The sequence below is a fragment of the Bradyrhizobium australiense genome (assembly GCF_013114825.1).
GTDB lineage: Bacteria > Pseudomonadota > Alphaproteobacteria > Rhizobiales > Xanthobacteraceae > Bradyrhizobium > Bradyrhizobium australiense.
In genome coordinates, this window is sequence record NZ_JAAVLX010000003.1 from 714594 (window position 1) to 735956 (window position 21363).

General features: G+C 62.5%; 23 protein-coding genes. 9 read left to right on the forward strand and 14 right to left on the reverse strand.

Annotation, left to right across the window (positions count from 1 at the left end):
• Nucleotides 1–859 precede the first annotated feature (859 nt).
• The 12 genes from HCN58_RS10395 to HCN58_RS10450 all read right to left on the reverse strand — a co-directional run bounded on the left by HCN58_RS10395 (nt 860) and on the right by HCN58_RS10450 (nt 10929).
• Complete coding sequence (locus tag HCN58_RS10395; RefSeq protein WP_171579246.1) at nt 860–1423, reverse strand: hypothetical protein; 564 nt, start codon at nt 1421–1423, stop codon at nt 860–862.
• Nucleotides 1420–2676, reverse strand: a complete 1257-nt coding sequence (locus HCN58_RS10400; RefSeq protein WP_171579247.1) for a tyrosine-type recombinase/integrase — start codon at nt 2674–2676, stop codon at nt 1420–1422. Before HCN58_RS10400 ends, HCN58_RS10395 begins: the two co-directional genes overlap by 4 nt.
• A gap of 357 nt (nt 2677–3033) precedes the next feature.
• Nucleotides 3034–3444: a type II toxin-antitoxin system VapC family toxin gene (locus tag HCN58_RS37395; RefSeq protein WP_376701166.1), complete on the reverse strand. Its 411-nt coding sequence runs from the start codon at nt 3442–3444 to the stop codon at nt 3034–3036.
• The gene (locus HCN58_RS10410; protein WP_171579249.1) at nt 3422–3679 is read right to left on the reverse strand and encodes a ribbon-helix-helix protein, CopG family; all 258 of its coding nucleotides are present in this window, start codon (nt 3677–3679) and stop codon (nt 3422–3424) included. Before HCN58_RS10410 ends, HCN58_RS37395 begins: the two co-directional genes overlap by 23 nt.
• Before the next feature lie 321 nt (nt 3680–4000).
• Entirely contained in the window at nt 4001–4276 is a 276-nt protein-coding gene (locus HCN58_RS10415; protein WP_311966792.1) for a winged helix-turn-helix transcriptional regulator, read from the reverse strand.
• A gap of 162 nt (nt 4277–4438) precedes the next feature.
• Entirely contained in the window at nt 4439–4768 is a 330-nt protein-coding gene (locus tag HCN58_RS10420; RefSeq protein WP_311966802.1) for a hypothetical protein, read from the reverse strand.
• 214 nt (nt 4769–4982) lie between these two features.
• Nucleotides 4983–5906 (reverse strand): hypothetical protein, encoded by a 924-nt coding sequence (locus HCN58_RS10425; protein ID WP_171579251.1) that lies wholly within the window; start codon nt 5904–5906, stop codon nt 4983–4985.
• Nucleotides 5907–5919: 13 nt separating this feature from the next.
• Nucleotides 5920–7248 (reverse strand): HlyD family type I secretion periplasmic adaptor subunit, encoded by a 1329-nt coding sequence (locus HCN58_RS10430; RefSeq protein WP_171579252.1) that lies wholly within the window; start codon nt 7246–7248, stop codon nt 5920–5922.
• Nucleotides 7245–8978, reverse strand: a complete 1734-nt coding sequence (locus HCN58_RS10435; protein ID WP_235983525.1) for a type I secretion system permease/ATPase — start codon at nt 8976–8978, stop codon at nt 7245–7247. The genes HCN58_RS10430 and HCN58_RS10435 overlap by 4 nt, the downstream gene beginning before the upstream one ends.
• A gap of 132 nt (nt 8979–9110) precedes the next feature.
• A complete protein-coding gene (locus tag HCN58_RS10440) occupies nt 9111–9401 on the reverse strand; it encodes a hypothetical protein (protein WP_171579253.1) in 291 nt (96 codons plus the stop codon).
• A gap of 241 nt (nt 9402–9642) precedes the next feature.
• The gene (locus HCN58_RS10445) at nt 9643–10302 is read right to left on the reverse strand and encodes a hypothetical protein (protein ID WP_171579254.1); all 660 of its coding nucleotides are present in this window, start codon (nt 10300–10302) and stop codon (nt 9643–9645) included.
• A gap of 69 nt (nt 10303–10371) precedes the next feature.
• Nucleotides 10372–10929: a 3-keto-disaccharide hydrolase gene (locus HCN58_RS10450; protein ID WP_171579255.1), complete on the reverse strand. Its 558-nt coding sequence runs from the start codon at nt 10927–10929 to the stop codon at nt 10372–10374.
• A gap of 320 nt (nt 10930–11249) precedes the next feature.
• Between HCN58_RS10450 and HCN58_RS10455 the strand changes: the two genes are divergently transcribed.
• From HCN58_RS10455 to HCN58_RS10465, 3 genes are all read left to right on the forward strand, one after another.
• The gene (locus tag HCN58_RS10455; protein WP_235983526.1) at nt 11250–11600 is read left to right on the forward strand and encodes a CBS domain-containing protein; all 351 of its coding nucleotides are present in this window, start codon (nt 11250–11252) and stop codon (nt 11598–11600) included.
• A 618-nt stretch (nt 11601–12218) separates the two neighbouring features.
• Nucleotides 12219–12407, forward strand: a complete 189-nt coding sequence (locus HCN58_RS10460) for a hypothetical protein (RefSeq protein WP_171579256.1) — start codon at nt 12219–12221, stop codon at nt 12405–12407.
• A gap of 240 nt (nt 12408–12647) precedes the next feature.
• A complete protein-coding gene (locus HCN58_RS10465) occupies nt 12648–13736 on the forward strand; it encodes a sensor histidine kinase (RefSeq protein WP_171579257.1) in 1089 nt (362 codons plus the stop codon).
• Here the strand turns inward: HCN58_RS10465 and HCN58_RS10470 are convergent.
• The gene (locus HCN58_RS10470; RefSeq protein WP_171579258.1) at nt 13717–13917 is read right to left on the reverse strand and encodes a hypothetical protein; all 201 of its coding nucleotides are present in this window, start codon (nt 13915–13917) and stop codon (nt 13717–13719) included. The genes HCN58_RS10465 and HCN58_RS10470 overlap by 20 nt on opposite strands.
• Nucleotides 13918–14399: 482 nt before the next feature.
• Between HCN58_RS10470 and HCN58_RS10475 the strand changes: the two genes are divergently transcribed.
• Genes HCN58_RS10475 through HCN58_RS10495 form a run of 5 tightly spaced genes read left to right on the forward strand, consistent with a single transcriptional unit; the run spans nt 14400 to nt 19693 of the window.
• Nucleotides 14400–15317, forward strand: a complete 918-nt coding sequence (locus tag HCN58_RS10475) for an ABC transporter permease (protein ID WP_171579259.1) — start codon at nt 14400–14402, stop codon at nt 15315–15317.
• On the forward strand, nt 15314–16195 hold the full coding sequence (locus tag HCN58_RS10480) for an ABC transporter permease (protein ID WP_171579260.1): 882 nt from the start codon (nt 15314–15316) through the stop codon (nt 16193–16195). The genes HCN58_RS10475 and HCN58_RS10480 overlap by 4 nt, the downstream gene beginning before the upstream one ends.
• On the forward strand, nt 16192–17172 hold the full coding sequence (locus tag HCN58_RS10485; protein WP_171579261.1) for an ABC transporter ATP-binding protein: 981 nt from the start codon (nt 16192–16194) through the stop codon (nt 17170–17172). Before HCN58_RS10480 ends, HCN58_RS10485 begins: the two co-directional genes overlap by 4 nt.
• Nucleotides 17169–18119, forward strand: a complete 951-nt coding sequence (locus tag HCN58_RS10490) for an ABC transporter ATP-binding protein (RefSeq protein WP_171579262.1) — start codon at nt 17169–17171, stop codon at nt 18117–18119. The genes HCN58_RS10485 and HCN58_RS10490 overlap by 4 nt, the downstream gene beginning before the upstream one ends.
• A 44-nt stretch (nt 18120–18163) precedes the next feature.
• On the forward strand, nt 18164–19693 hold the full coding sequence (locus HCN58_RS10495; RefSeq protein WP_171579263.1) for an ABC transporter substrate-binding protein: 1530 nt from the start codon (nt 18164–18166) through the stop codon (nt 19691–19693).
• An 83-nt stretch (nt 19694–19776) separates the two neighbouring features.
• Here HCN58_RS10495 and HCN58_RS10500 read toward each other — a convergent pair whose 3' ends face one another.
• Nucleotides 19777–20358, reverse strand: a complete 582-nt coding sequence (locus HCN58_RS10500) for a CGNR zinc finger domain-containing protein (protein WP_171579264.1) — start codon at nt 20356–20358, stop codon at nt 19777–19779.
• Between the two features lie 110 nt (nt 20359–20468).
• Here HCN58_RS10500 and HCN58_RS10505 point away from each other — a divergent pair, with 110 nt between their 5' ends.
• Nucleotides 20469–21362, forward strand: coding sequence for a haloalkane dehalogenase (locus HCN58_RS10505; protein WP_171579265.1), 894 nt, complete (start codon nt 20469–20471; stop codon nt 21360–21362).
• Nucleotide 21363 lies beyond the last annotated feature (1 nt).

Below are 21363 nucleotides of genomic sequence, written 5' to 3' on the forward strand. Positions count from 1 at the left end.
CAAATTGCCGGCCGATCTCGTACTGAAGGACGTCTTCGATGACCGTGTCGAAGTCCGGCGGCAGCCCGGCTCGGTACTCGGCGAATCCGCGACGGAAAGCAGGGTGTCTCATGAACCGCACATGGCTGATCGCCCGCGTTACGAGTTGTTCCGCAACTCGCTGTCTCTGAGAGGATCTCTCACTCATGGTCACACCGTCGAATAGCCGGCAAATCGGTCACGCGTGACCGATTTCTCTGTGGCTCTACCGGTGAAACAGATGTCGAGTGACGTGGTAGATTGCGTAGCCATTCGTGGACGGCGGTCCGCTCATACCGCACCCATTTTCCTTCGCCGCACCAGGGCGGACCTTCTCCACGGGCCCTCATCGCGCAGAGATGCTCTGGCGTGATACCGAGGATCTGCGCGCATTCAGTGCTGCGAATGAACGGTGAGTTGACCGCGTCGACGCCGAGTTGATCGGCAACCGCTTGTGCTATTTTGCGAACGAAGGTCTCGACTTGCTCGTCGCTGGGTATGACTATCGGAGGTGGTCTTGAATCAAGAATCGACATGCGCAGTTCTTTCGGCGTTGACCGAATGAGATGCGCAAGTGTTGTCGAGGAAATTGTAGTCTGATGAAACAGCGACAGCGACGAGCGCTCCCATTCAAGATGGGTTGCATTCGTCGGATCGCTTGATGGCCTTTGCTTACCCGATGTTTCTCGGCGTACTAGGAGCCGCAGTTGGCTCCGTTAGCTTGTCACGTCACGGGGCAATCGCTTTCCGATATGATGACCACTGGCCATTGAGGTTTGGTCAGGTCCAGAAATAGTCGCCTCCACTGAGGCAATCAACTGCTCATTTAAGTTATCGTTAATTAGAAGCGAAGGTCGTCAGGGCCGAGGGGCGGTTGTGCATTCTCCCACTCACGCGCATCATCATTAGACCACTGGCCTATTCTGATCGTTCGCGCGACGTGAACGCCGAAATTGCCGTCGGGAAGTTTTTCGCCGTTTCGAAGCGCTTGGCGCATCAATGCGTGTAGTCTTCTGGTTTCGCCTTTCCAGGGTTGGCCGCGTGAGGCCGTCCATTCGTCCGCTTGTTGACGGTAGTCTAGAGACGGAGGTCCCGTGATCTCCTGAACGACCCAAACGTGTCTATGGTCATCCGCAACGATGTAGGCAGAGGAAAAGCGTGATGTGTCTGCATCCAAATGTTGTGCAAACTTGTGCGCCACGGCGGATCGAGTTCCACGCAATGTTTTCTTTGAAGCCTCCACGGTTTCGGCAGCAATTAGCTCATCTAGCTTGTCTATCATAGCGAGCAAGCGCATCGACTCGCGGTGGCGTTCAACGTCAAACGACGGAAGTTCTGAATCGTCGCATTTCGGCTTCGATTGCAGCTCATCGAACATTGTCTTTAAGTTAATCGATGTGCTCATCGTGTAACCGCCATGCTCTTAGTTATAAAGGCAGAGATCTGCTCCTGCGCATCTCGAAGAGACGCGAATAGGGCGGGTACGTTTGCATATGCGTCGGTGACGTCATCGTTGATCGCATGATTCATCAGGATCTTCAGACGTAGGCGATCGATGCCGGCAGCCGCAGCAAGCGTCCGGAACGAATGCCGAAGCGCATGGCCCGTGTGAGAAAGCTTCTGCCGGCCCTCTTCCTTCACTTCAGCGATGTGTCCGCCGGGCGCCGGGAAGATCCAGGTCTTGCTCTCCTCGGGGTAGTAGGTCTGGCCGGCTTCGTTGACCCGCTCCAAGCATTCCAGCATTGCTGTCGATAGCGGAAGCTCGAACGCTCGCTCCTCGCCCCCCTTTGGAGCCGGCAGGCGCAGCGAGGGGCGGGCGGGATCGAAGTTCGCCCAGCGGGCGGTTAAGACGTCCGTACGACGCAAGCCAGAGAGGAGCATGAATAGATGGAGCTCGCGGCGGATCGGGTTGGCGAGCGCCTGGAGCTGCGCCCACCAGGCCGGCAGCTCAGCAACGCCCATTCCGGTGCTGCGGGCTTTCTCCTTGTGGAACAGCTTTCCTGACCGGAATGGATTGCGCTCTGGAAGGCCCGGCGTCTCGAGTTCGTCCTTGACGTAGTTCCAGACAGCACGGGCAAAGCGGAGGGCGCCGTTGGCGGCATATTTGCCGCTTGCGTACTTCTGGCCCGCGCGTGCTTTTCGAGCCCGCTCGGTGATCGCGGCATGCTCCTGGACGACATCTTCGCGCTTGATGCTGGCGAGCGGCTTGTCGTGCCAGTCTTTGAGGTGGCGGTCGAACTTGTCCTGGTAATCGGCAATGGTGCGGATGCTCCGACCTTGCTTCTCGAGAGCAGCCTTATAAGCGTCCCAGGCGGCCTTGAAGGTGAGGGCTTGGGTAGCGTCCGGGACGGTGGCAAAACCGCGTGGGATTGGCTCGCCGCGGGCGCGGAGCGCCACGATCTCCAAGGCCTTGGCCCGCACCTCGTCGGCGCTGGCGTGCGGGTGTTCGCCCAGCCATTCCACCTTGGTGGAACCCCGCCGGCCATTAATCCGGGGGGTCTCGTACTGGAAGCGATAAGTCTTGGTGGACTTGCCGACCCAGAGATGAAAGCCGGCGATTTTGCTGTCGCGGACGATCTGCGGCTTGGCGGGGGCGAACGGCAGCCCCTTGACCGCCTTGTCGGTCAAAAGAATGCGCGGGGCTTGGGTTGACGGCATGGATCCTCCTGCACGGGTTTTGCACGTAAGAAGAGGCCAAGTGCCGCGCATCTTAGTCTGGAGGTCTAAGCCAGGTTTGACTAAGCGAGGTTAATTTACGCAGTCAAATCTTAGGCTTAGCTCCCACCCGCCGATTCTTGCTTAATGACCCTTAACCAGGATTTTGCGCATGGCCAAAACTACGAATCTGGGGGTCAGGAGTTCGAATCTCTTCGGGCGCGCCATTTCGGAATACGCTAGCGCAGCCAACTGCCGCCGATTTTTCAACCCCCGGGGGATGAGGGTATGGTCGTCGGGAACGATGTCGATCACCGCGTCGCTGGTATGCCCACGCAGCGCGTCCTTTCGCCTCCGGCTTCAGCGTGGCAGCACGCACGGAACGATCTGCCGACCGTGTCGCCGGTAGATGCGGAAGTCGGCATCCGTAGTCAGTAGCATGGGATTGTTCAGCGTCTCGGTCATTCGGACGAGACAGGCATCCGCGAAACTCATCGGCACGTCTGCATATTTCTCCAACAGCTTGAGCACGGCGTCCATGTCGTCGGCGAACCGGTAGCCGCAAACGAGGGCGCCCCGGCGAAGCAGTGACGCAAGGCTCCGGGTCCCGCGCCCGCCGAGCAGATGAGATGTCTCCGATAGCACTGCCTCGCAGGTCATCCAGGGGGGCGGAAAACGTGGCGCTTGAGCGGCGGCCCAGCCATGGTTGGCGTCGCGGCGACTGAGGAGCGCCACGAGAAAGCCGGCGTCAACGAGTGCGCTTGTCGCCATAGCCGGTCGACTTGAGGTACTTTTTCGTTCGCGCGCTCAAATCGCGCGGCAGTCGGTCGACCGAACCAACGATGTCCGCGATGGCGTCGATCAACGCAGGCTCGCGCCGGCCCGACTTCTCTGCCCCTGTCAGTCGCTCGCGCACCACGTCGGATTTCGACAGCTTGCGTCGCCGCGACTCGGCTTCAATTTCGGCGACCACGGCTTCAGGCAATCGAACTGTCAATGTCTTCATCCCGTTATCGTATTACATCACTGACACATGCGCAATACACCAATGCGTCGGCTTCGTGGCTTCTGCGAACGTGGGAGTGAGACCTTTCGAGCATCCAGCTGCGCCGCCCGACAGCTTTGACCATCGTCTTGGCGTAGTATCCCCGGCGAGTCGCCGGCAGCTTGGGATATCTTGGCGGGAGATCGCATGGTTCATCATAGCGCCACGACGAAACATCAGTGCCCGTCTTCATCGGCCGTGGCCACTTTACGGTTTTGCACGACACCGTGCGATTCGACCGTCGTGGTGCGCTTCGTTCGTTACCATTATTCCAGGAATGACTTACGTCGATAACTTCGCCGCCCACTTCTTCGCCCATGTGCCGAGAGGAACAAGAAGGGCATACAGCTCGTGTCCGGTAGAGGTGATGCGATAGCCCTCCTGGGCATGCTCGATCAAGCCTACCTCGCGCAGCTCTTTCAGGCGCGCGTTCAGGACCGTTGGCGAGATCGCTTCGCAACGTTCTTGAAGCTCCCGAAATGTGCAAGGTCCGCCCTTGCCGAGATTCCACAGGATCCCCATTGCCCACCTTCGCCCCAACAAGTCCAGCAGCGCCATGACGGGAACGCCAGATCGTGAGCCTCGGACAGGCTTTCCGGGTTTTGGAGTTTGGTTCATGTCGGCATCCCACTTGCTACTCAATAGGTAGCATTCCTCCCTATTGCATGCTATCGCTACTCTATCTGTAGCTTCGGCTCACGAGATACCCAAATGCCGAAGCTAGTGCGCCGCCGTAGATACCCGCTGCATCCTAGCCGCTAGTCGTCCTCTCGCGGCCTTTACCGTATTCTCCATCAGGCATGCGATGGTCATCGGACCAACCCCTCTAGGCACCGGCGTAATGGCGCCGGCAACCTGCACCGCTTCCTCGAAGATGATGTCGCCCTGAACGGCGTATCCGCCGTCCTGCTTGGCGACGCGCGGGGTACCGATGTCGATGACGATGGCGTGCGGCTTTATCCAGTTCCGGCGCACAAGTCCGGGCTTGCCGACCGCGCTGACCAGGATGTCCGCCTCACGGCAGATGCACGCGATGCCGCGTGTGGAGATGCGTTTGCGTCACCGTCGCGCGCTCTTACAGGAGCAGCGCTGCCATCGGTTTGCCCACGATGTTCGAGCTGCCGATGAGGACGGCGTGACAGCCGGTAACGGGCAATGGCCGTCGTAACACCACATGACAGGGATGCCGACGTGGCCGGATTGACCGTCATCGAGGGGATGCAGGGAACGCCTCTCGGACCTTGCTCATGGCGCCGCCGGTTTCTCAGAAATGATGTACCCCCAGCGCCGAGAATGCGCCGTCGTGCGGCTCGTGGCCGTCCATCGTCGGCTGGCCGAGAAAGCCGAGCTGCAGCGGGATCGGATGTAACAGCGACGTCGGTACCGCGCCTGCGGTGTCGAGCAGCGGTATGTCGTGCTGCGCGGCGCCGGAGAAATCCGTTGTGCTGGACGTCGGGCCGGAAGGGTTCGTCGTGAGCGGCTCGAGCAGGTTGGTGGCCGGTGCGTCATGGACCAGGCCGGTCAGCGTGCCGGTGACGCCGTCGAGGAGATGGCTCGCGGTGCCGGTCAGGGTCGTCGTCAGTTGCCCTACGGTAGTACTCACGTTTGCGATCGTGTTCGATACCGTTGCAAGCGCGGTGTCGACGATGCCGGTGAGGCTGTCTGCAAGATTGTGAATGGACGCGCCAAGATCGAATGACGGTGATGCGGCGTTGCCGGCAGGCGCGCTGCCCGCGCCAACCGATGGCGTGTGATCCAACGTTGCGCCGAAGCTTGGTAGCGCGGGCGTCGATGCAAAAGCCTGCGTCGCGAGCCCTTCGCCTGATGGAGCTTCGGCGAGCGTCGCGGTCGCATTGTGCGGCGTGTCCGTTGCCGCGGCGTCGGCGTGGACCGCAGGCGAAAGATCTGTTGGCGGAGCGTCACTCATGCCGGCATGCTGGTCCTCATGGCCGGGTGCGGGATCGGCCGGCTGCAGCGCTGCCGGGACAATCTCTGCCGGAGATGGGTGCAGGGCAGCCGGCTCCGCCGCGCGGGCTTCCCCCTCGTGCTCGAGGCGATGCAGCACGGTGTCGGCGTCGTTCAGAAGGCCGAGCAGCATGGTGGCGAAAGCAACCGATTCGGTTGCCGCGAGATGCCGGCTGCGTTCAGCCTCATCGGAGCGGCGGGCGTTCTTGACGGCTTCGGCCATGGCCATCTCCTCCTCAGCGTTCGCGGAACGCGCGGGTGATCTCGTCGCGCAGCGGACCGAGCAGATATTCGAACAGGGTGCGCGGACGCGTCGGCACGATCACCTCGGCCGGCATCCCGGCCTGCAGATCGATGCGCGACTTCTTGACATCGTTCGGATCGAGCGCGACCTCGACGGCGTAATAGCCTTGTCCGGACTTGTCGTCGGTCAGGCGGTCGGCCGACACCGTGTGCACGGTGCCGTAGAGCCGGGGGCGCTCGATATAGTTGACGCCGGTGAGCTGCACCTCGGCGCGATGGCCGACGGCGACGTCGTTGATGTCAGAGAGCTTCAGCTTCGCGGCGGCAATCAGCGGATTGTCGGTAGGCACGATATCCATCAGCCGCGCGCCGGGCTGGATCACGCCGCCCTCGGTGAAGATGTCGAGGCCGACCACCGAGCCGGTCACAGGCGCAGTAATCCGCGTGCGTACCATTACATCCGTGGCGGCGTCGATCTTGGGCGCCAGTTCGGCGAGCTTGTTTTCGGTCGCGCGCAACTGGTCGGTGATCTCGCTCATTCGCGCGCGGTCCACCCGGGCGATCTCGAGGTCGTTCTGCGCGATCTGCTGCTGCATGCCGGCAATGCTGGCCTGCTGCGCACCGATATCGGCCTGCAGCCGGGCATCCTCGCGCTGCAAAGCCAGAATGCGAGTCTTTGGCGTATAGCCCTGCGAGAACAGATGCTGCGCGCCGTTCATCTCGTCGGTCAGCAGTTCGCGCTGCTTCTCGGTGCCGGCGAGCTGCGCCTGCGTGCCCGCGATCTGCGCTTCGAGCTCCTTGATCTTGCCGCGCAGCACCGCCGTCTCGGCGGCGAACTGGTGCTTTCGCGCCGCCATCATCGCGGTCTCGTTGGCCATGGCCTGGCGTACCGCTGATAGCTCGCTGCGCGCGCGGAGATGTTCGTCGAACTCCGGCGCATCCTTTCGGTCGCGTTCGGCGACCAGCCGTGCGCGCGCGGCCAGCGCGGCGTCGCGATCGGCGGTGAGGACGTCGAGCTTGGCGCGCGGGTCGCTGTCGTCGAGCCGGATCAGGAGCTGGCCTTTTTCGACGCGCGCGCCGTCGCGCACGGTGAGCTGGCGCACGACGCCGCCATAGGGATGCTGCACGCTCTGCCGCCGTCCCTCGACCTGGAGGTTACCGCTCGCAATCGCTGCGCCGGAGATCGGCGCCAGTGTTCCCCACATCGTCATGGCGGCGGCGAACGCCGCGACCACGCCGGCACCTAGCAGCGCCGGCCGTCCGGGACGTGCGTAGCGCGCACGGTCGCGCAGCGGGGCGAAGCCGTCGCCGATCGCCGTCATGACGCGCGCCCCGCGGCGGCCTGCTGGAGGGCGTGGTAGACCTCGCCCGGGGGACCTAGCATATCGAGCATGCCGCCCCGCAGCACCATCATGACGTCGACAATATCGAGAATGGTGGTGCGGTGCGTGATCACGATGATGGTAGCGCCTTCGCTCTTGGCCTGCAGCAGCGCGATCTTGAGCGCCTCTTCGCCGGGGCCATCGAGATTGGCGTTGGGCTCGTCGAGCACGAGCAGCGGTGGGCGGCCGAGCAGCGCCCGCGCCAGCGCCAGACGCTGACGCTGTCCGCCTGACAGGCCAACGCCGCCGGGGCCAAGCCTCGTGTCGTATTGCTTCGGCAGGTCGAGCACCATCTCGTGAATGCCGGCACGTTTGGCAGCGTCGATGATCTCCTCCGTCGACGCGTCGCCGAAACGGGCGATGTTCTCGCGCACGGTGCCGGCGAACAGGCCCACGTCCTGCGGCAAATAGCCGACATGGCGGCCGAACTCGAGCGGATCCCAGTGGCTGTAGTCGAGGCCGCCAAAGCGCAACCGTCCATCGGCCGGTGCGATGGCGCCGACCAGAAGGCGCGCCAGCGTGCTCTTGCCGGAGCCGCTCGGGCCGACGATGCCGAGCGCCTGGCCGCCGCCGAGCTCGAACGTCAGGTCCCTGATGACGGGGTCCTTGCGCGCCGGCAGCAGGCAGCGCAGTTCGCGCACCTCGATCGTGTTGCGCGCCCGCGGCACGATGGTGTGCGGCGGCGTCAGGTCGATCTCGCCGAGCAGCTCGCGCACCTCCGCATAGGCCTCGCGCGCGCCGATGAACTGCTTCCAGGTGCCGACCGCCTGTTCCACCGGGACCAGCGCCCGGCCCATCACGATGCTGGCGGCAAAGATGGTGGCCGGCGTGATCGCATGGTCGATGGCGAGCCAGGCGCCGGTGCCGAGCATCAGCGATTGCAGGAGCAGGCGGAAGAAGCGAATGCAGGAGGTCATCACCGCGTTCTTGTCGCTGGCGAGCGCCTGCTGCACCAGCATCGACGAGCGCTGGCTCTGCCAGTTGCGCTCCACCGCCGGCTGCATGCCCATCGCGCGGATCACGTCGGCGTGGCGCAGGATGTTTTCGGTGAACACATAGGATTGGTTGCCGGCGGCCTCCGCTTCCTTCATCGGCTCTCGGGTCATCAACTCGTTGAGGCCGGCGAGGCCAAGCAGGAGAACCGCGCCGATGGTCGCGACGATGCCGAGCAGCGGATGGATGAAGAACAGCAGCATCAGATAGATCGGGATCCACGGCAGGTCGAACGCGAAATAGATGCCGGGGCCGGTCACGAAGGTGCGGAACTGATCGAGGTTGCGCAATTGCTGCGCGCCGCGGGATGCGCCGCGCTGCGCCGAGCGCACCACCAGCGCCTCGAACACGCGCGCCGACAGATCCATGTCGAGGCGGATGCCGCAGCGGATCAGGACGCAGGAGCGCACCGCGTCCAGCGCCGCCATGGTTAGCAGCGCGATCGCCAGGATCAGGGTGAGGAGAACCAGCGTGGAGACGTTCTCGTTGAGCAGCACACGGTTATAGACCTGCATCAAATAGAGCGGCGAACTGAGATAGAGCAGGTTGATGGCGCTGGAGAACAGCCCGGCCCAGAGGAATTGCGGCCACAACGCGATCAGCGCCTGGCGAAAGTCATCGTTCCGTCGCGCCGGCGCGGCGGAATCGTCAAGAGCGGTCAGCATGCCCGTAGGCATTCGGCGATCACCTTATGGCGCAAGTTGATATGGCGCTGCGCGATCTACTCGTGCAGTGCAGGCATTGGGGATGCGGCGTGGGGATGCGCTCCCCACGCCGCGCGCTTTTGAAATGTCTGAACTCAACTGGAGTTAGGCGAGGCCGTGGAGCAGGCCGCCGACATCGAGATGGCCGACATCGGCGCTGGCGCCGATCAGGGTCGGTGCGGAAACCGAGGCGTCAATACCGTCGAGTCCTGCCGAGAGGTCGATGCTCGGGTTCGTCTCAACCACTGCGCCGAGATCGAGCGTGTGCGACAGGTCCGCCGTGCCGCTGGCGCTGGCCGAAGCACTACCGCTAGCGCTTGCGCCGCCAAGCACGCCGGTGGCAGTTCCGAGCAGGCCATCGACGGTACCGAGCAGGTTTCCGAGTAGAGCAGCCATATAGTCAACTCCTATGATAGTTGGCTGGAATGCGACGAACGTCGCGCTGCACAAAGCCACGGGAGTCAGAAAGGTTGCGGACTCACATGCGGCGTTTTGGTGATCATTTGTTGGAAGGGAACCGGCGGCGCAGCCGACCCGCTCGCGAGCCGGTCAAGGAGCACAGAATTTCGCGGGGCCGCACCCGCACCAGCCGCGATCTGGCCGAGCCATTCTGAACGTCCGAAAATTCAGGCAGGGGTCATTCCGTTGCAGCGTCAGGGAAACGTACCGTCAACCGTTGCTCGGCCGCCACCCAGGCTTGGATGTGGTAGCGCCGCAGCAGAAGGATGCTCGCAGCAAAAGTCAGCAGTCCGACTATCACGCTCGGCGTGATCGCCGAGCCGATCGCCGATGTCGCAACCACGCCCGCGAAAACGCCAGCGATTGCACCATTGATCGTGCTCACCATTCCGGCGGTCGTCACGAAGAACTGCCAGGGCGACGATTTGAGACCCTTATCGACACGCACGGCCGAGCTATCGTCGTGAATGGAATGGATCAGATATCGCTGCATGACGGGCGACCGCTCGACGTAGTAGTGCCGTATTCGAGCCATGCCGCGCGCATGGATCATATCCTCGATAGCGACCTGCACGGTGCGCATGAAAGTGACCAGGCCTATGAAATAAAGACAGGGAAGCAGAATCAGGCTGAACAGCACGAACGGCCTGCCCATCTGGGTAACCTGCGCGACGAACGCGAGAGCGATGGTGGCGCTCGAGACCGAGGTCAGGAACAGGTTCGCGCGCTGGTTCGCCTCCTGTATCGTAGCCGACCGCGCGGTTTGAAGCACGAAATGTTCGGTGGCCATGATCTGCAGGATCTGGTTTCCGGTATCGCCTTCATTCGTCTCAACCATCGCGGTCTCCTTCGGACGGGCTCCTCGCAAACCTCGCATCGCTCGAGCGGGGCACGTGCCAGCGGGGCACTACGGTCGCGCCACCTGCAGGTTTCGAAATTGCACCGCGGATCCGGCGTGATGATTTTGCAGGCCAATGTGGCCGCGCGGCTGTCGCGATGCGCGCCCGAGCAGAGACACCTCTTCTCTGTTGAGAATGACTCTTATGGTTGATCCAGTGGCGTGCACATCGAATCTGTTCCATTGCCCAACGGCCCGCGAAGCCAACCGGACTGCCGGCGCAAGCTGATAGATCGCCCCGGTCAAATGCAGCGGACTGCCGAGCAGCTTCTTTTCGGGATCAAGCCCTCGGTCATCGATCTGGACTTCATACCCGCGCTCGATGGCCGGTTGCGGGCTGTCAGCCAGCGGCGGACAGCGGAGAAATACCCCAGAATTGTCCTCCAGCGAGCTCAAGCGCCACTCGACGCTCAGCACCAGATCATCGAAGGCCTCCTCGGCATACCAAAACAGGCCCGGTCCGCCGAAACTCTCGATCACCCCTTCGACATTTCGGAAGCCACCCGGACCGGCCATTCGCCAGTGCGTGAGACGACTTGCCGCAAGCAAATTCCGGGGTTTGGACATTCGGACTCGATCCGGCAATTCGCCCGAGATGATAATTCCGGCCACCATTCGACGCCTGCCAACCGCCAGAGTTCCTGATTTTGTGGACCGCGCGGCTTCACAGGTGGTCTACCGCGGTGGCGAATTGGTAATTCGATAACTTCGCGTTCCGGCGGGCCGGTCGGGTGGTTCCGCGCCGACCTGCGAAACAACCGCAAACTGGCGGCGTCAGCTCACAGGTCCGCCAGCTTCAGGAGACCAATCATGCAGGTCAAGGAAATGATGATGCCGACGGTGCGCATCGTCGATCCCAACATGACCATCCGTTACGCCGCAAACGCATGAGGGCAGACAACGTTGGCGCATTGCCGGTCGGCGAGAACGATCGTCTCATCGGTGTGGTCACCGACCGGGATATCGTGGTGCGGGCAGTCGCCGAAGAGCGGTCGGCCGGCAACACGACGGTTCGAGAGGTGATGTCCGAAGGCATCTCGTACTGCTTCAGCGATGACGATGCCGAAGCCGCCGCGCAAATCATGGCCAAGCATCAGGTGCGGAGTCTGCCTGTTCTCAACAGGGACAGGCGGCTCGTCGGGGTCATCGCGCTGGCCGATCTCGGCCGCTCGGATGACGAAGCGGCGCAGGGCGCGCTGAAGGCCATCTCGCAACCGTCTGCCAAGCAACGCCGTTAGAGAATCCGCAAAGTGTCCGCCCCTCGATTTGCAGTCGCGGCGTCGGACCGAGTGTCGGCTAAACGACTCTCGGCTCGGGCGGTCTCTTGAGCTGCATCAGCAGGTAACCAGCGACCCCGCCGCCGAAGCGTGGAACCGCTTGGAGGAGTTCAAAGCTCGGATCAACGCGAGCGGAGCAAATGGTAAATTTTAAATTCTTAGGAACGTAACCGCGTGCAGGGAGTTCTTGAGGCAAGGAGCAAATAACCTTGAAAAAAGGTGAATGCTCCGAAAGCCCCGTCATCTCGCTAAATGCAGATGGCGGGGTCTTTCTTTTCAGGCCGCGGCCACCAAAATCTCTGGAACGCTCGAAGGAAGTCCGGGCTATTTCGGGTGCAGCAGAGAAAGCCGGATACGCGCCTGCGACAAGGCCGAGCGGCGCCGGATGCGGGATTTTCTGCGTGGTCTGCGATCTCGAGCCATGACATTGATGCACTCTCTCGCCGGCTGCCGGAAGCGGGATTTGGGATTTTCGACGGCCGAGGGATCCTTGCTAGAGTCCTCTCTGCTCGCGGCACTCACCGGGCTGCTATACCCGAGTATGACGGAACGGACGCCGCGGCTGTTCATTGACCGTTCATGGAACGAATCTTCCTCGCCGTCATCGTCTCAGCCCTGATGGTGCTCATCGGCTCGGCGACGATGCTCGTCTACGGCACGAGGGAATCGGCAGCTCTGCTGCGTCCTCCGGCACAGGAGCAAACGCCGGTTAAGCCCTCGCCGCTCGCGGTGTTGCCGCTCGGCACCGCGGCGGCGGGCCATCGGTAGAGATTGGCTGGGTCCCGGGCTACTTCGACCGCTACGGTCTGGGAACCGGGAGCTACCCGGAGCGGCGACAAATGTCGCCCCGAAGTAGCTCCAGCCCACGAACTTTCCCCTAAGGCAGGGCGCGGTCGCGCGCCGATTCGACTGGCATGGATGTGCCAGAGCCTTATTATCCTCAGCTTACGTCCCATATGGATAGCGGGACAGGAGCGAATCCCCCAGCCGGCAACCAGGACAGGTAAAATGGGTGATCCAGAACAGGGCTCCGCGTCTGCCTCGCAGCAGGTCAATGATTTATTCGACGCGCTCGATATCACACAAGCAATCAACTCCCACGAATTCAGGCTGTTCCTCGATCGCTTACCGATCGCAGTCGTCATCTCCAAAATAATCAGTGGAGACCAGCGCATAATTTTTGCGAACAAGTCCTATGAGGCGCTGACGGGACAAGCCGCCTCAGAAATCCAGGGAAGAGGTTGGTCGGTCCTGGAGTCATTCACGCTCGAAGGACAGCCCGATGTCACCTTCACCAAATCGCTACTCAACTGCGATGACTTCATAGGGACATTTCAACGCGAGCAGCCGAAGCATTTATTGGTAGATGCCTTTGCTGGCGTGATCCAAAATGAGGACGGAACGGAGGACTATCGCATTGTCGCGCTGATTGACATTACCGAGCGCGCAAAATCGCAACGCGACGAATTTGAGCGACAATTGCGCGATAAGGATCTTTTGCTGAAGGAATTGCAGCATCGAGTAAAGAACAATCTGCAACTGATCGCCGCCCTCATTCGTCTTGATATTCGCAATCAAAACAGCGCTGACCGGGCGGCGATGGATCGTCTGGCTGGACGCATCGAGTCATTGGCCATTCTCTACCAAGAACTTTCCGGCGACGGCCTTGGTCAAACCATCGATCTTGGCCAGTATCTCACACAAATTGCGTCCGCGGTGACGCGTACTCACGGTCTTGACGGCGTTAGGCTGGACCTCAAAGCTGACCAAGCTCCGATTTCAATCAACGTGGCGATGCCCGTGGGGCTTATCGTCAATGAACTGCTGACGAATGCATTCAAGTACGCCTTTGATGGCCGTGAATCTGGCACATTGACGGTCAGATGCCTGCAGGAGCGCAACGACTATTATCGGGTCGTGGTGGCAGACGACGGAAACGGACTTGCTGAAGGCGCAATGTGGCCTGTGCCCGGGAAGCTCTCAGCGCTCATGCTCAGTACGTTGACGGAGAACGCCAAGGCGGATTTCGATGTCGACAGCGCCCCCGGCAAGGGAATGCGCGTGAGCATCGGAATATTCAAAGGCCTGGCGCGTTGAGCTGAAACCTCCCTCCTATGTGATTTGGATGCTGCTGGAAAGCAAGGATGAAATTGCGACTCAATGTGGCGAGGTCGTCCATCCGTTCTAAGCGGTCGGCGCGCACTACGCCGAGTTTGCCCAGACGGCTGACAGGGAGGCGATCCGGATGTTCAAGCAAGCGCAGCAGCCGATGAGCCATTCATAGCTCGCCCGCAAAACGGCTCGAAAATTGTGCGTGGCTTTCATGAAGCTGGGCAGATCGCCACAGCAACGAGGCGATTCAGGCGCGGAACTTCGCCCAGCTTGTCCGGAAGTAGCCGCCATCCCCACAGCAAAAGCATTAAACACCGCTTGATTTTCTTAAACGCGAAAGCATCATCCTGATCTCGCGCCAGAACAGCTCTGCGATGGCATATACATTGCATTCGCTCAATGGCGTGCGCGGGCGCAACGCACGGTTCACGTTCGCTCAACGCCCGGCCGGAATGGGGCAGCGAGTCGCGGCTCCGCGGGAGCCGACTAGAGTAGGTGAGGCCAACATTCCAAAACGTACGCACGCTGCACGAAATTTCGCCGCCTCTCTTGCAAGGGGCATCCGTTTGATGACACCGTTACGTTCGCTTCTTGTATGGCGGCTGATCTGAGAACACGCGTTCCGCGTTGGTCGTGGAGTCCTGATATATGTTGCGTCTGATTGCTCGGCGTATTGCTCTCGGCGTGCTGGTCGCGCTGACCGTCATGACGCTCGCATTCCTGCTGACGCGGCTGTCCGGCGACCTCGCGGTGTCGATCGCCGGTCCGCAGGCGACGCAGGCCGATGTCGAAATCGTGCGCAAGGCCTACGGCCTCGATCGCCCGCTCTATGTCCAGTTCTTCGCCTGGACCGGTCGTGCCATGGTCGGCGATTTCGGCCAGAGCTATTTCTTCAAGGACAGCGTGGCGAACCTGATCCAGAAGCGCCTGCCGATCACGGTCACGCTCGGCCTGGTCGGTCTGAGCCTCGCCTTGATCGTCTCGCTGCCGCTCGGCATCCTGGCGGCGCTCCGCGAGAACACCTGGATCGATCGCAGCGTCACCCTGTTCACGATGGTGGGGCAGGCGGTCCCGAGTTTCTGGCTGGCGCTGATCCTGATGATCGTGCTCGGCCTGCAGCTCGGCATCCTGCCGATCTCGGGCACCGGCACCTGGCAACATTTTGTGATGCCCGGCATCGTGCTGGCCTTTACGGCAATCCCGGCGCTGACGCGGCTGACGCGCTCCGGCATGATCGAGGCGATGGCATCCGACTATATCCGCACCGCGCGCGCCAAGGGCCTGTCGCGCGCGCGCATCATCTTCAAGCACGCGCTGCGCAACGCCGCCATACCCGTGGTGTCGATCGCCGCGGTCCAGCTCGGCTTCATGCTGGGCGGCTCGATCGTCATCGAGACCGTGTTCGCGCTGCATGGCGTCGGCTATCTCGGCTGGGAGAGCATCGCAAAGAATGATTTTCCCGTCGTGCAGGCGGTGGTGCTGGTGCTCGCCGTGTTCTATATCGGCCTCACGCTCCTGGCCGATATCCTCAATGCGCTGCTTGATCCGAGGCTCAGGACCGGATGAGCGAGCCGATTGCCATTCAGGCGCCGCAGCCTTCCAGCGTCGGTGCGTCGCGCATCGGTACCACCGGCTTTGCGATCGGGATTGCCATCGTCGCGCTGGTCCTCGCCGCTGCCCTCGTCGGCAATGCGCTGGTGCCGCAGGACCCGTTCGTTCAGGATCTCGGCAATCGCCTCAAGCCGCCGTTCTGGATGGAGGGCAGCCAGGCGGGGCACCTGCTCGGGACCGACCAGCTCGGCCGGGATTATCTCGCGCGGCTGGTCTACGGCGCGCGCATTTCGCTCCTGATCGGCACCATGACGGTGATCACCTCGGGCCTGATTGGCATCACCCTCGGCGTGCTCGGCGGATTCTTCGGCGGCCGCGTCGACGACTTCGTGCTGTTTGCCATCACGACGCGATTATCGATCCCCGTCGTGCTGGTCGCGCTGGCCGTGGTCGGGCTGATGGGATCGGGCCTCGGGCTCGTCGTCGCCACCCTCGGCCTTCTGCTGTGGGACCGCTTCGCGGTCGTCGCGCGCGCCACCACCATGCAGGTCCGCAACCACGACTACGTCAGCGCCGCCTGGTGCGCCGGTGCCTCGATGCCGCACATCTTGATTAGGGAGATCTTGCCGAACATCGCGAGCCATCTCGCCGTGGTGGCAACGCTGGAGATGGCGCTGGCGATCCTCCTCGAAGCCGCCCTGTCGTTCTTAGGGCTCGGCGTGCCGCCTCCGCTGCCGTCATGGGGGCTGATGATCGCCGAAGGCAAGGACTACATGTTCTTTTCGCCCTGGGTGATCATGATCCCCGGCGTCGCACTGCTTGTCCTGGTGCTCGGCATCAATCTGGTCGGCGACGGACTGCGCAATTTGCTCGGCGCGGAGCGGCTGCGATGAGCGCGCTATTGGAGGTCGAGGAGCTTCAGGTGAGTTTCGGCGGTCGCACCGCGGCGGTGCGCGGCGCCTCGTTCCGGGTCGAGAAGGGCGAGACCCATTGCCTGGTCGGCGAATCCGGCTGCGGCAAGTCGGTCACCGCGCTGGCGGTGATGAGCCTGCTCGCCCGCGGCGGCCAGCGTTCGGCGAAACGGATGCGTTTTGCCGGCACCGATCTCATGTCGCTGTCGGACCGCGAGATGGTGCGGCTGCGCGGCAATCGCATAGCGATGATCTTTCAGGAGCCGATGACCAGCCTCAATCCGGCCTTCACCATCGGTTCGCAGATGGCGGAGGTGATGACGCGCCACAAGGGCGGCACGCGCGCGGCGGCGCTCGATCGCGCGGCCGAACTGATGGGCCGCGTCGGCATCACCGCGCCCGGCATGCGGCTCGGCCAGTTTCCGCATCAGCTCTCTGGCGGACTGCGCCAGCGTGTCATGATCGCGATGGCGCTGATGTGCGATCCGGAACTGTTGATCGCCGACGAGCCGACCACCGCGCTCGACGTCACCGTGCAGGCACAGATCCTGCGGTTGCTTGCTGGCCTCAAGCGCGAGCTCGGCCTCTCGATCCTGCTGATCACCCATGATCTTGGTATCGTCGCGCGCGTCGCCGACCATGTGTCGGTGATGTATGCGGGCGAGGTGGTCGAACGCGCGCCGACCGCGGAACTGTTCCGCGCGCCGCAACACCCTTACACACGCGGTCTTCTATCCTGCGTGCCGGTGCCCGGCCGCGTGCAGCGCGACCGGCCGCTCGGCTCGATCCCCGGCGTCGTGCCGGCGATCGGGCCCGGCTTTGCCGGCTGCGCTTTTCGCTCGCGCTGCGCCCATGCCGACGAAACGTGCACGCGCACGATACCGCGGCGTCGGGCGGCCAATGCGCACGACTATCTCTGCCGGCTCGAGCCGGACTGGGCGGAGCTGCAACCCGCATGACCGCCGCGATCGAGGTCGAGAACCTGCGGTGCGAATTCCGCGTCCACACCGGGCTGATGTCGGCGGAAAAACGCGTGGTCGCGGTCGACGATGTCACCTTCAGTGTGCCGGCCGGCAGCGTGCTCGGCATTGTCGGCGAGTCCGGCTGCGGCAAATCCACGCTGGCGCGCCTGATCCTCGGGCTGCTCAAGCCGACGGGGGGAGGCGTGCTCGTCGACGGCAAGCGCCTGTTCGACCTCGACCGCAAGGCGCGCGCCCGGTTGATCCAGCCGGTGTTCCAGGATCCCTTCGCCTCGCTCAACCCGCGGCGCCGCATCAAGGACATTGTCGCGCTGCCGCTGGCCGCGCAAGGTACTTTCTCGCGCGCGGAGATCGAGCGCCGGGTCGGCAATATTCTCGAGCGCGTCGGGCTTTCGGCCGCCATGGGCGAACGCATGCCGGCGCAACTCTCCGGCGGGCAACGCCAGCGGGCGGCGATTGCCCGCGCATTGGTGCTGGAGCCGCGGATCGTGATCTGCGACGAGCCGACCAGCGCGCTCGACGTCTCGGTGCAGGCGCAAATTCTCAATCTGCTGGCCGACCTGCGCCGCGACCTCGGACTGACCTATCTCTTCATCAGCCACAATCTCGCGGTCGTCGAGCATGTCGCGAGCGAAGTCGCGGTGATGTATCTCGGCCGGTTCGTCGAGCGGAACGAAACCGACGCGCTGTTTCGCACACCCCGGCATCCCTATACGCAGGCGCTGCTGCAAAGCGTGCTGACGCCGGAGCCGGGCAAGGGCGTGCCGGATATCGGTCTCGGCGACGTCATGCCGGATCCGTCCAATATTCCGCCGGGCTGCCGGTTCAACCCGCGTTGCCGCATCGCGGTCGAGCGCTGCCGCCACGAGACACCAGCGCCCATGGTCCGCCAGCCCCGGGGAATGGTAGAATGTCATCTGGCATAGGGCGTGCTTCACGCCGCCTGTAAACGAAAATAATGGAGAGCGATATGCCCATGCAAAACAAGCTCGGCGTTGCAATTCTGGCGGCGGCTCTATTGGGTGTCACTGCGTTGCCGGCGGCGGCGCAGAAATCCGCCGACACGTTGCGCATCGTCATGCGCGACGCCCTGCCCAACATCGATCCCTTCTACAACAATCTGCGCACCGGCGTGGTGATGCACCACCAAGGCTGGGATGCGCTTGTCTATCGCAATCCGGATACCTTCAAGCTGGAGCCGCTGCTCGCAACCGAATGGAAGCTGCCGGACCCGACCACGATCGAGTTCACGCTGCGGCCAGGCGTCAAATTCCACGATGGCAGCGCATTCACCGCCGATGACGTGGTCTACACGGTCAATCTCGTCGCCGATCCGGCGAGCCGCGTCTCGACGCCATCGAACTACAACTGGATCGAAAAGGCGGAGAAGACCGGCGATCTCTCAGTGCGCGTCAAGCTGAAGCGGCCGAACCCCGCGGCGCTGGAATATTTCGCGCTGGTGCTGCCGATCTATCCCAAGGCCTATCGCGAGAAGGTCGGCGCGGAAGGCTACGCCAAGGCGCCGGTCGGCGCGGGTCCCTACAAGATCACCAAGGTCGAGCCCGGCGTTTCCATCGACTTCGAGCGGTTCGAGGATTACTGGGCCGGCAGCCCGAAGGGCAAGCCCGCGATCAGGAAGATGAGCGTGCGCTTCGTGCCGGATGCCGGCACCGAAATGACGGAATTGCTTGCCGGTCGCGCCGACTGGATCTGGAACATGAATCCGGACCAGCTCGAGCCCGTGAACCGGATGCCGCATCTGCAGGCTGTGCGCAAGGAATCGATGCGGATCGGCTATCTCTCGCTCGACGCCGCCGGCCGCACCGGCGCCGACAATCCATTGACCAAGCAGAAGGTGCGTCAGGCGATCTGGCATGCGATCGACCGCAAGGCGATCGCAGACAAGCTCGTCACCGGCGGCAGCCGCGTTCCCGCTGCGCCATGCTTCCCGTCGCAGTTCGGCTGCGATGCTGAGGCCGCGGTAGCCTACGACTACAATCCGGCGAAAGCCAAGCAGCTTCTCGCTGAGGCCGGCTATCCCGATGGCTTCGATGTAGAGCTGGCAAGCTACGTGCTGCCGCAATGGGGCTCTTCGGTCCAGAACTACCTGCATGCGGTGGGCATCCGCGCCAAGCTCAACCAGCTCCAGACCGCAGCGCTGATCCAGCGCTCGAAGGCCGGCGAGCTGCGGATGCATCTCGGTAGCTGGGGCAGCTATTCGATCAACGATGTCTCGGCCATCATGCCCAATTTCTTCGATGGCGGCGCCGACGACTACGCGCGCGATCCCGAGGTGCAGAATTGGTTGCTCCAGGGTGGATCATCCATTAACCCGGAGGTGCGCAAGGAGGCCTATTCGGCGGCGATCAAGAAGATCACCGAGCAGGCCTATTGGGCGCCGCTGCACACCTATGTGACGACCTACGGTCACTCCAAGCAACTCGACTTCACGCCGTATCCGGACGAGCTGCCGCGCTTCTATCTGGCGAAGTGGAAATAAAGCATGATGCGGACCCAACGGTCCGCATCAGCGGTTTTTCCTCGGGCTACACGAAGCCTTTGCCCGAGGGGCGCTGGTGGTCATCAATCGCCACGCCGCTGGCGGTCGCGATAGGCGCGGGTCTTCTCTCGGTTTCCACATCGGTCCGATGAACACCACCGGCGATTGCCAGGCTTGGAGCGGTCGTAAAAGACCCAGTGGCATTCGTCGGAATGGCATATTTTCATTCGCTCAAGCTTGCCGCTGTCGGATAGCCGCACGAGTTCCGCCAGAACGCCGCCAAGCCCGCTGATCGCGCGCCGTGCAACGGGCTGTAAGTCGAGCGAACGCTTCCTGGACGCTGTGACCGACAAGGGAAAGCGGGCCGCAGCGCGTTCAAGGTCAGTGGCTGCCGCGGTCTGTTGTGTCGGCGAGGAACTCAGGAATTGCCTGAGGGCCGTGCGCAGCTCCAGCGCTTCGCGATGCTCGGCGTGCGAAATCCGGCTGCCGGATTTCAACAGGCCGCGATTCTGCAGCCATTTTTCGAGCTGCGCCGGCGTCTCCAGCTCGTCACCGGGCTCGTGCGCGACGCCCTGCTCGACGTATCGGCGCAGATCGATCGAGTTCACGAAATCGTACAGCAGCGCGATATCGCCGGGAACCGAGAATTTTTCCGAATGCCTCATCACACCAGCATAATCTTTTTACTGGTTTCGGCAACAAACACCTGTTAATGACGTTAACTGGTGTCGACAGCGTGGAAGTTCCACACGCCCGAGCAGAGGAGAATTCCGAAATGACTCATCCCCCGATTTCGACCGAGGAGGTGTCCTACCGGAAGCGCGTGGCGGTGCTGGACACCAGCATGGCCTACGTGGATGCCGGCGAAGGCGATCCCATCGTGTTCCTGCACGGCAATCCGACCCCGTCGTATTTGTGGCGCAATATCATCCCGCATCTATTGCCCTACGGGCGCTGCCTTGCGCCGGACTATGTCGGTATGGGCAATTCCGGGCCTGCACCCGACGGAAATTATCGGTTCGTCGATCATCGCCGCTATCTCGACGCCTGGTTCGAGGCGATGGGCCTGACGAAGAACGTGATCCTTGTCGTCCACGACTGGGGCTCGGCGCTGGGCTTCGATTGGGCCCGACGCCATCCCGATCGCGTGAAAGCGATCGCCTATATGGAAGGGATTGTGCGGCCGTTCGCGTCCTGGGACGAATGGCCTGCGGCCACCCGGGCCTTCTTTCAAGGTCAACGGACCGACGGGGGCGAGGATCTGATCCTCCGGCAGAATCTCTTCATCGAATACCTGCTGCCGCTTCGCCACATCCCCGAGGAGGCGATCGAGGTCTACCGGCGCCACTACCGCAATCCCGGCCTCTCGCGCATGCCGATGTTGGCCTGGACGCGGGATCTGCCGATCGCCGGCGAACCGGCCGACGTGGTGACGATCGTTGATGACTACGCGCGATGGCTCTCCACCAGTCCGATACCAAAACTTTTCATCGACGCCGATCCGGCCGGTTTTCTGATTGGCGCGCAGCGTGAGTTCTGCCGTGCCTGGCCCAACCAGCAGACCGTCATGATCCGAGGCGCGCACTTCCTGCAGGAGGAAGCCCCCGACGAGGTCGGTAAGGCGCTTGCTCGCTTTGTCGCGAATGTCCGCGCCGGAGCCATAGGCTGAG

Excerpts from the sequence above, each read along its gene's own strand:
- HCN58_RS10395 (WP_171579246.1), bottom strand. The coding sequence starts at position 1,423 with ATGAGCACATCGATTAACTTAAAGACAATGTTCGATGAGCTGCAATCG.
- HCN58_RS10400 (WP_171579247.1), bottom strand. The coding sequence starts at position 2,676 with ATGCCGTCAACCCAAGCCCCGCGCATTCTTTTGACCGACAAGGCGGTC.
- HCN58_RS37395 (WP_376701166.1), bottom strand. The coding sequence starts at position 3,444 with ATGGCGACAAGCGCACTCGTTGACGCCGGCTTTCTCGTGGCGCTCCTC.
- HCN58_RS10410 (WP_171579249.1), bottom strand. The coding sequence starts at position 3,679 with ATGAAGACATTGACAGTTCGATTGCCTGAAGCCGTGGTCGCCGAAATT.
- HCN58_RS10415 (WP_311966792.1), bottom strand. The coding sequence starts at position 4,276 with ATGGCGCTGCTGGACTTGTTGGGGCGAAGGTGGGCAATGGGGATCCTG.
- HCN58_RS10425 (WP_171579251.1), bottom strand. The coding sequence starts at position 5,906 with ATGGCCGAAGCCGTCAAGAACGCCCGCCGCTCCGATGAGGCTGAACGC.
- HCN58_RS10430 (WP_171579252.1), bottom strand. The coding sequence starts at position 7,248 with ATGACGGCGATCGGCGACGGCTTCGCCCCGCTGCGCGACCGTGCGCGC.
- HCN58_RS10435 (WP_235983525.1), bottom strand. The coding sequence starts at position 8,978 with ATGCCTACGGGCATGCTGACCGCTCTTGACGATTCCGCCGCGCCGGCG.
- HCN58_RS10440 (WP_171579253.1), bottom strand. The coding sequence starts at position 9,401 with ATGGCTGCTCTACTCGGAAACCTGCTCGGTACCGTCGATGGCCTGCTC.
- HCN58_RS10445 (WP_171579254.1), bottom strand. The coding sequence starts at position 10,302 with ATGGTTGAGACGAATGAAGGCGATACCGGAAACCAGATCCTGCAGATC.
- HCN58_RS10450 (WP_171579255.1), bottom strand. The coding sequence starts at position 10,929 with ATGTCCAAACCCCGGAATTTGCTTGCGGCAAGTCGTCTCACGCACTGG.
- HCN58_RS10455 (WP_235983526.1), top strand. The coding sequence starts at position 11,250 with ATGAGGGCAGACAACGTTGGCGCATTGCCGGTCGGCGAGAACGATCGT.
- HCN58_RS10460 (WP_171579256.1), top strand. The coding sequence starts at position 12,219 with ATGGAACGAATCTTCCTCGCCGTCATCGTCTCAGCCCTGATGGTGCTC.
- HCN58_RS10465 (WP_171579257.1), top strand. The coding sequence starts at position 12,648 with ATGGGTGATCCAGAACAGGGCTCCGCGTCTGCCTCGCAGCAGGTCAAT.
- HCN58_RS10470 (WP_171579258.1), bottom strand. The coding sequence starts at position 13,917 with ATGGCTCATCGGCTGCTGCGCTTGCTTGAACATCCGGATCGCCTCCCT.
- HCN58_RS10475 (WP_171579259.1), top strand. The coding sequence starts at position 14,400 with ATGTTGCGTCTGATTGCTCGGCGTATTGCTCTCGGCGTGCTGGTCGCG.
- HCN58_RS10480 (WP_171579260.1), top strand. The coding sequence starts at position 15,314 with ATGAGCGAGCCGATTGCCATTCAGGCGCCGCAGCCTTCCAGCGTCGGT.
- HCN58_RS10485 (WP_171579261.1), top strand. The coding sequence starts at position 16,192 with ATGAGCGCGCTATTGGAGGTCGAGGAGCTTCAGGTGAGTTTCGGCGGT.
- HCN58_RS10490 (WP_171579262.1), top strand. The coding sequence starts at position 17,169 with ATGACCGCCGCGATCGAGGTCGAGAACCTGCGGTGCGAATTCCGCGTC.
- HCN58_RS10495 (WP_171579263.1), top strand. The coding sequence starts at position 18,164 with ATGCCCATGCAAAACAAGCTCGGCGTTGCAATTCTGGCGGCGGCTCTA.
- HCN58_RS10500 (WP_171579264.1), bottom strand. The coding sequence starts at position 20,358 with ATGAGGCATTCGGAAAAATTCTCGGTTCCCGGCGATATCGCGCTGCTG.
- HCN58_RS10505 (WP_171579265.1), top strand. The coding sequence starts at position 20,469 with ATGACTCATCCCCCGATTTCGACCGAGGAGGTGTCCTACCGGAAGCGC.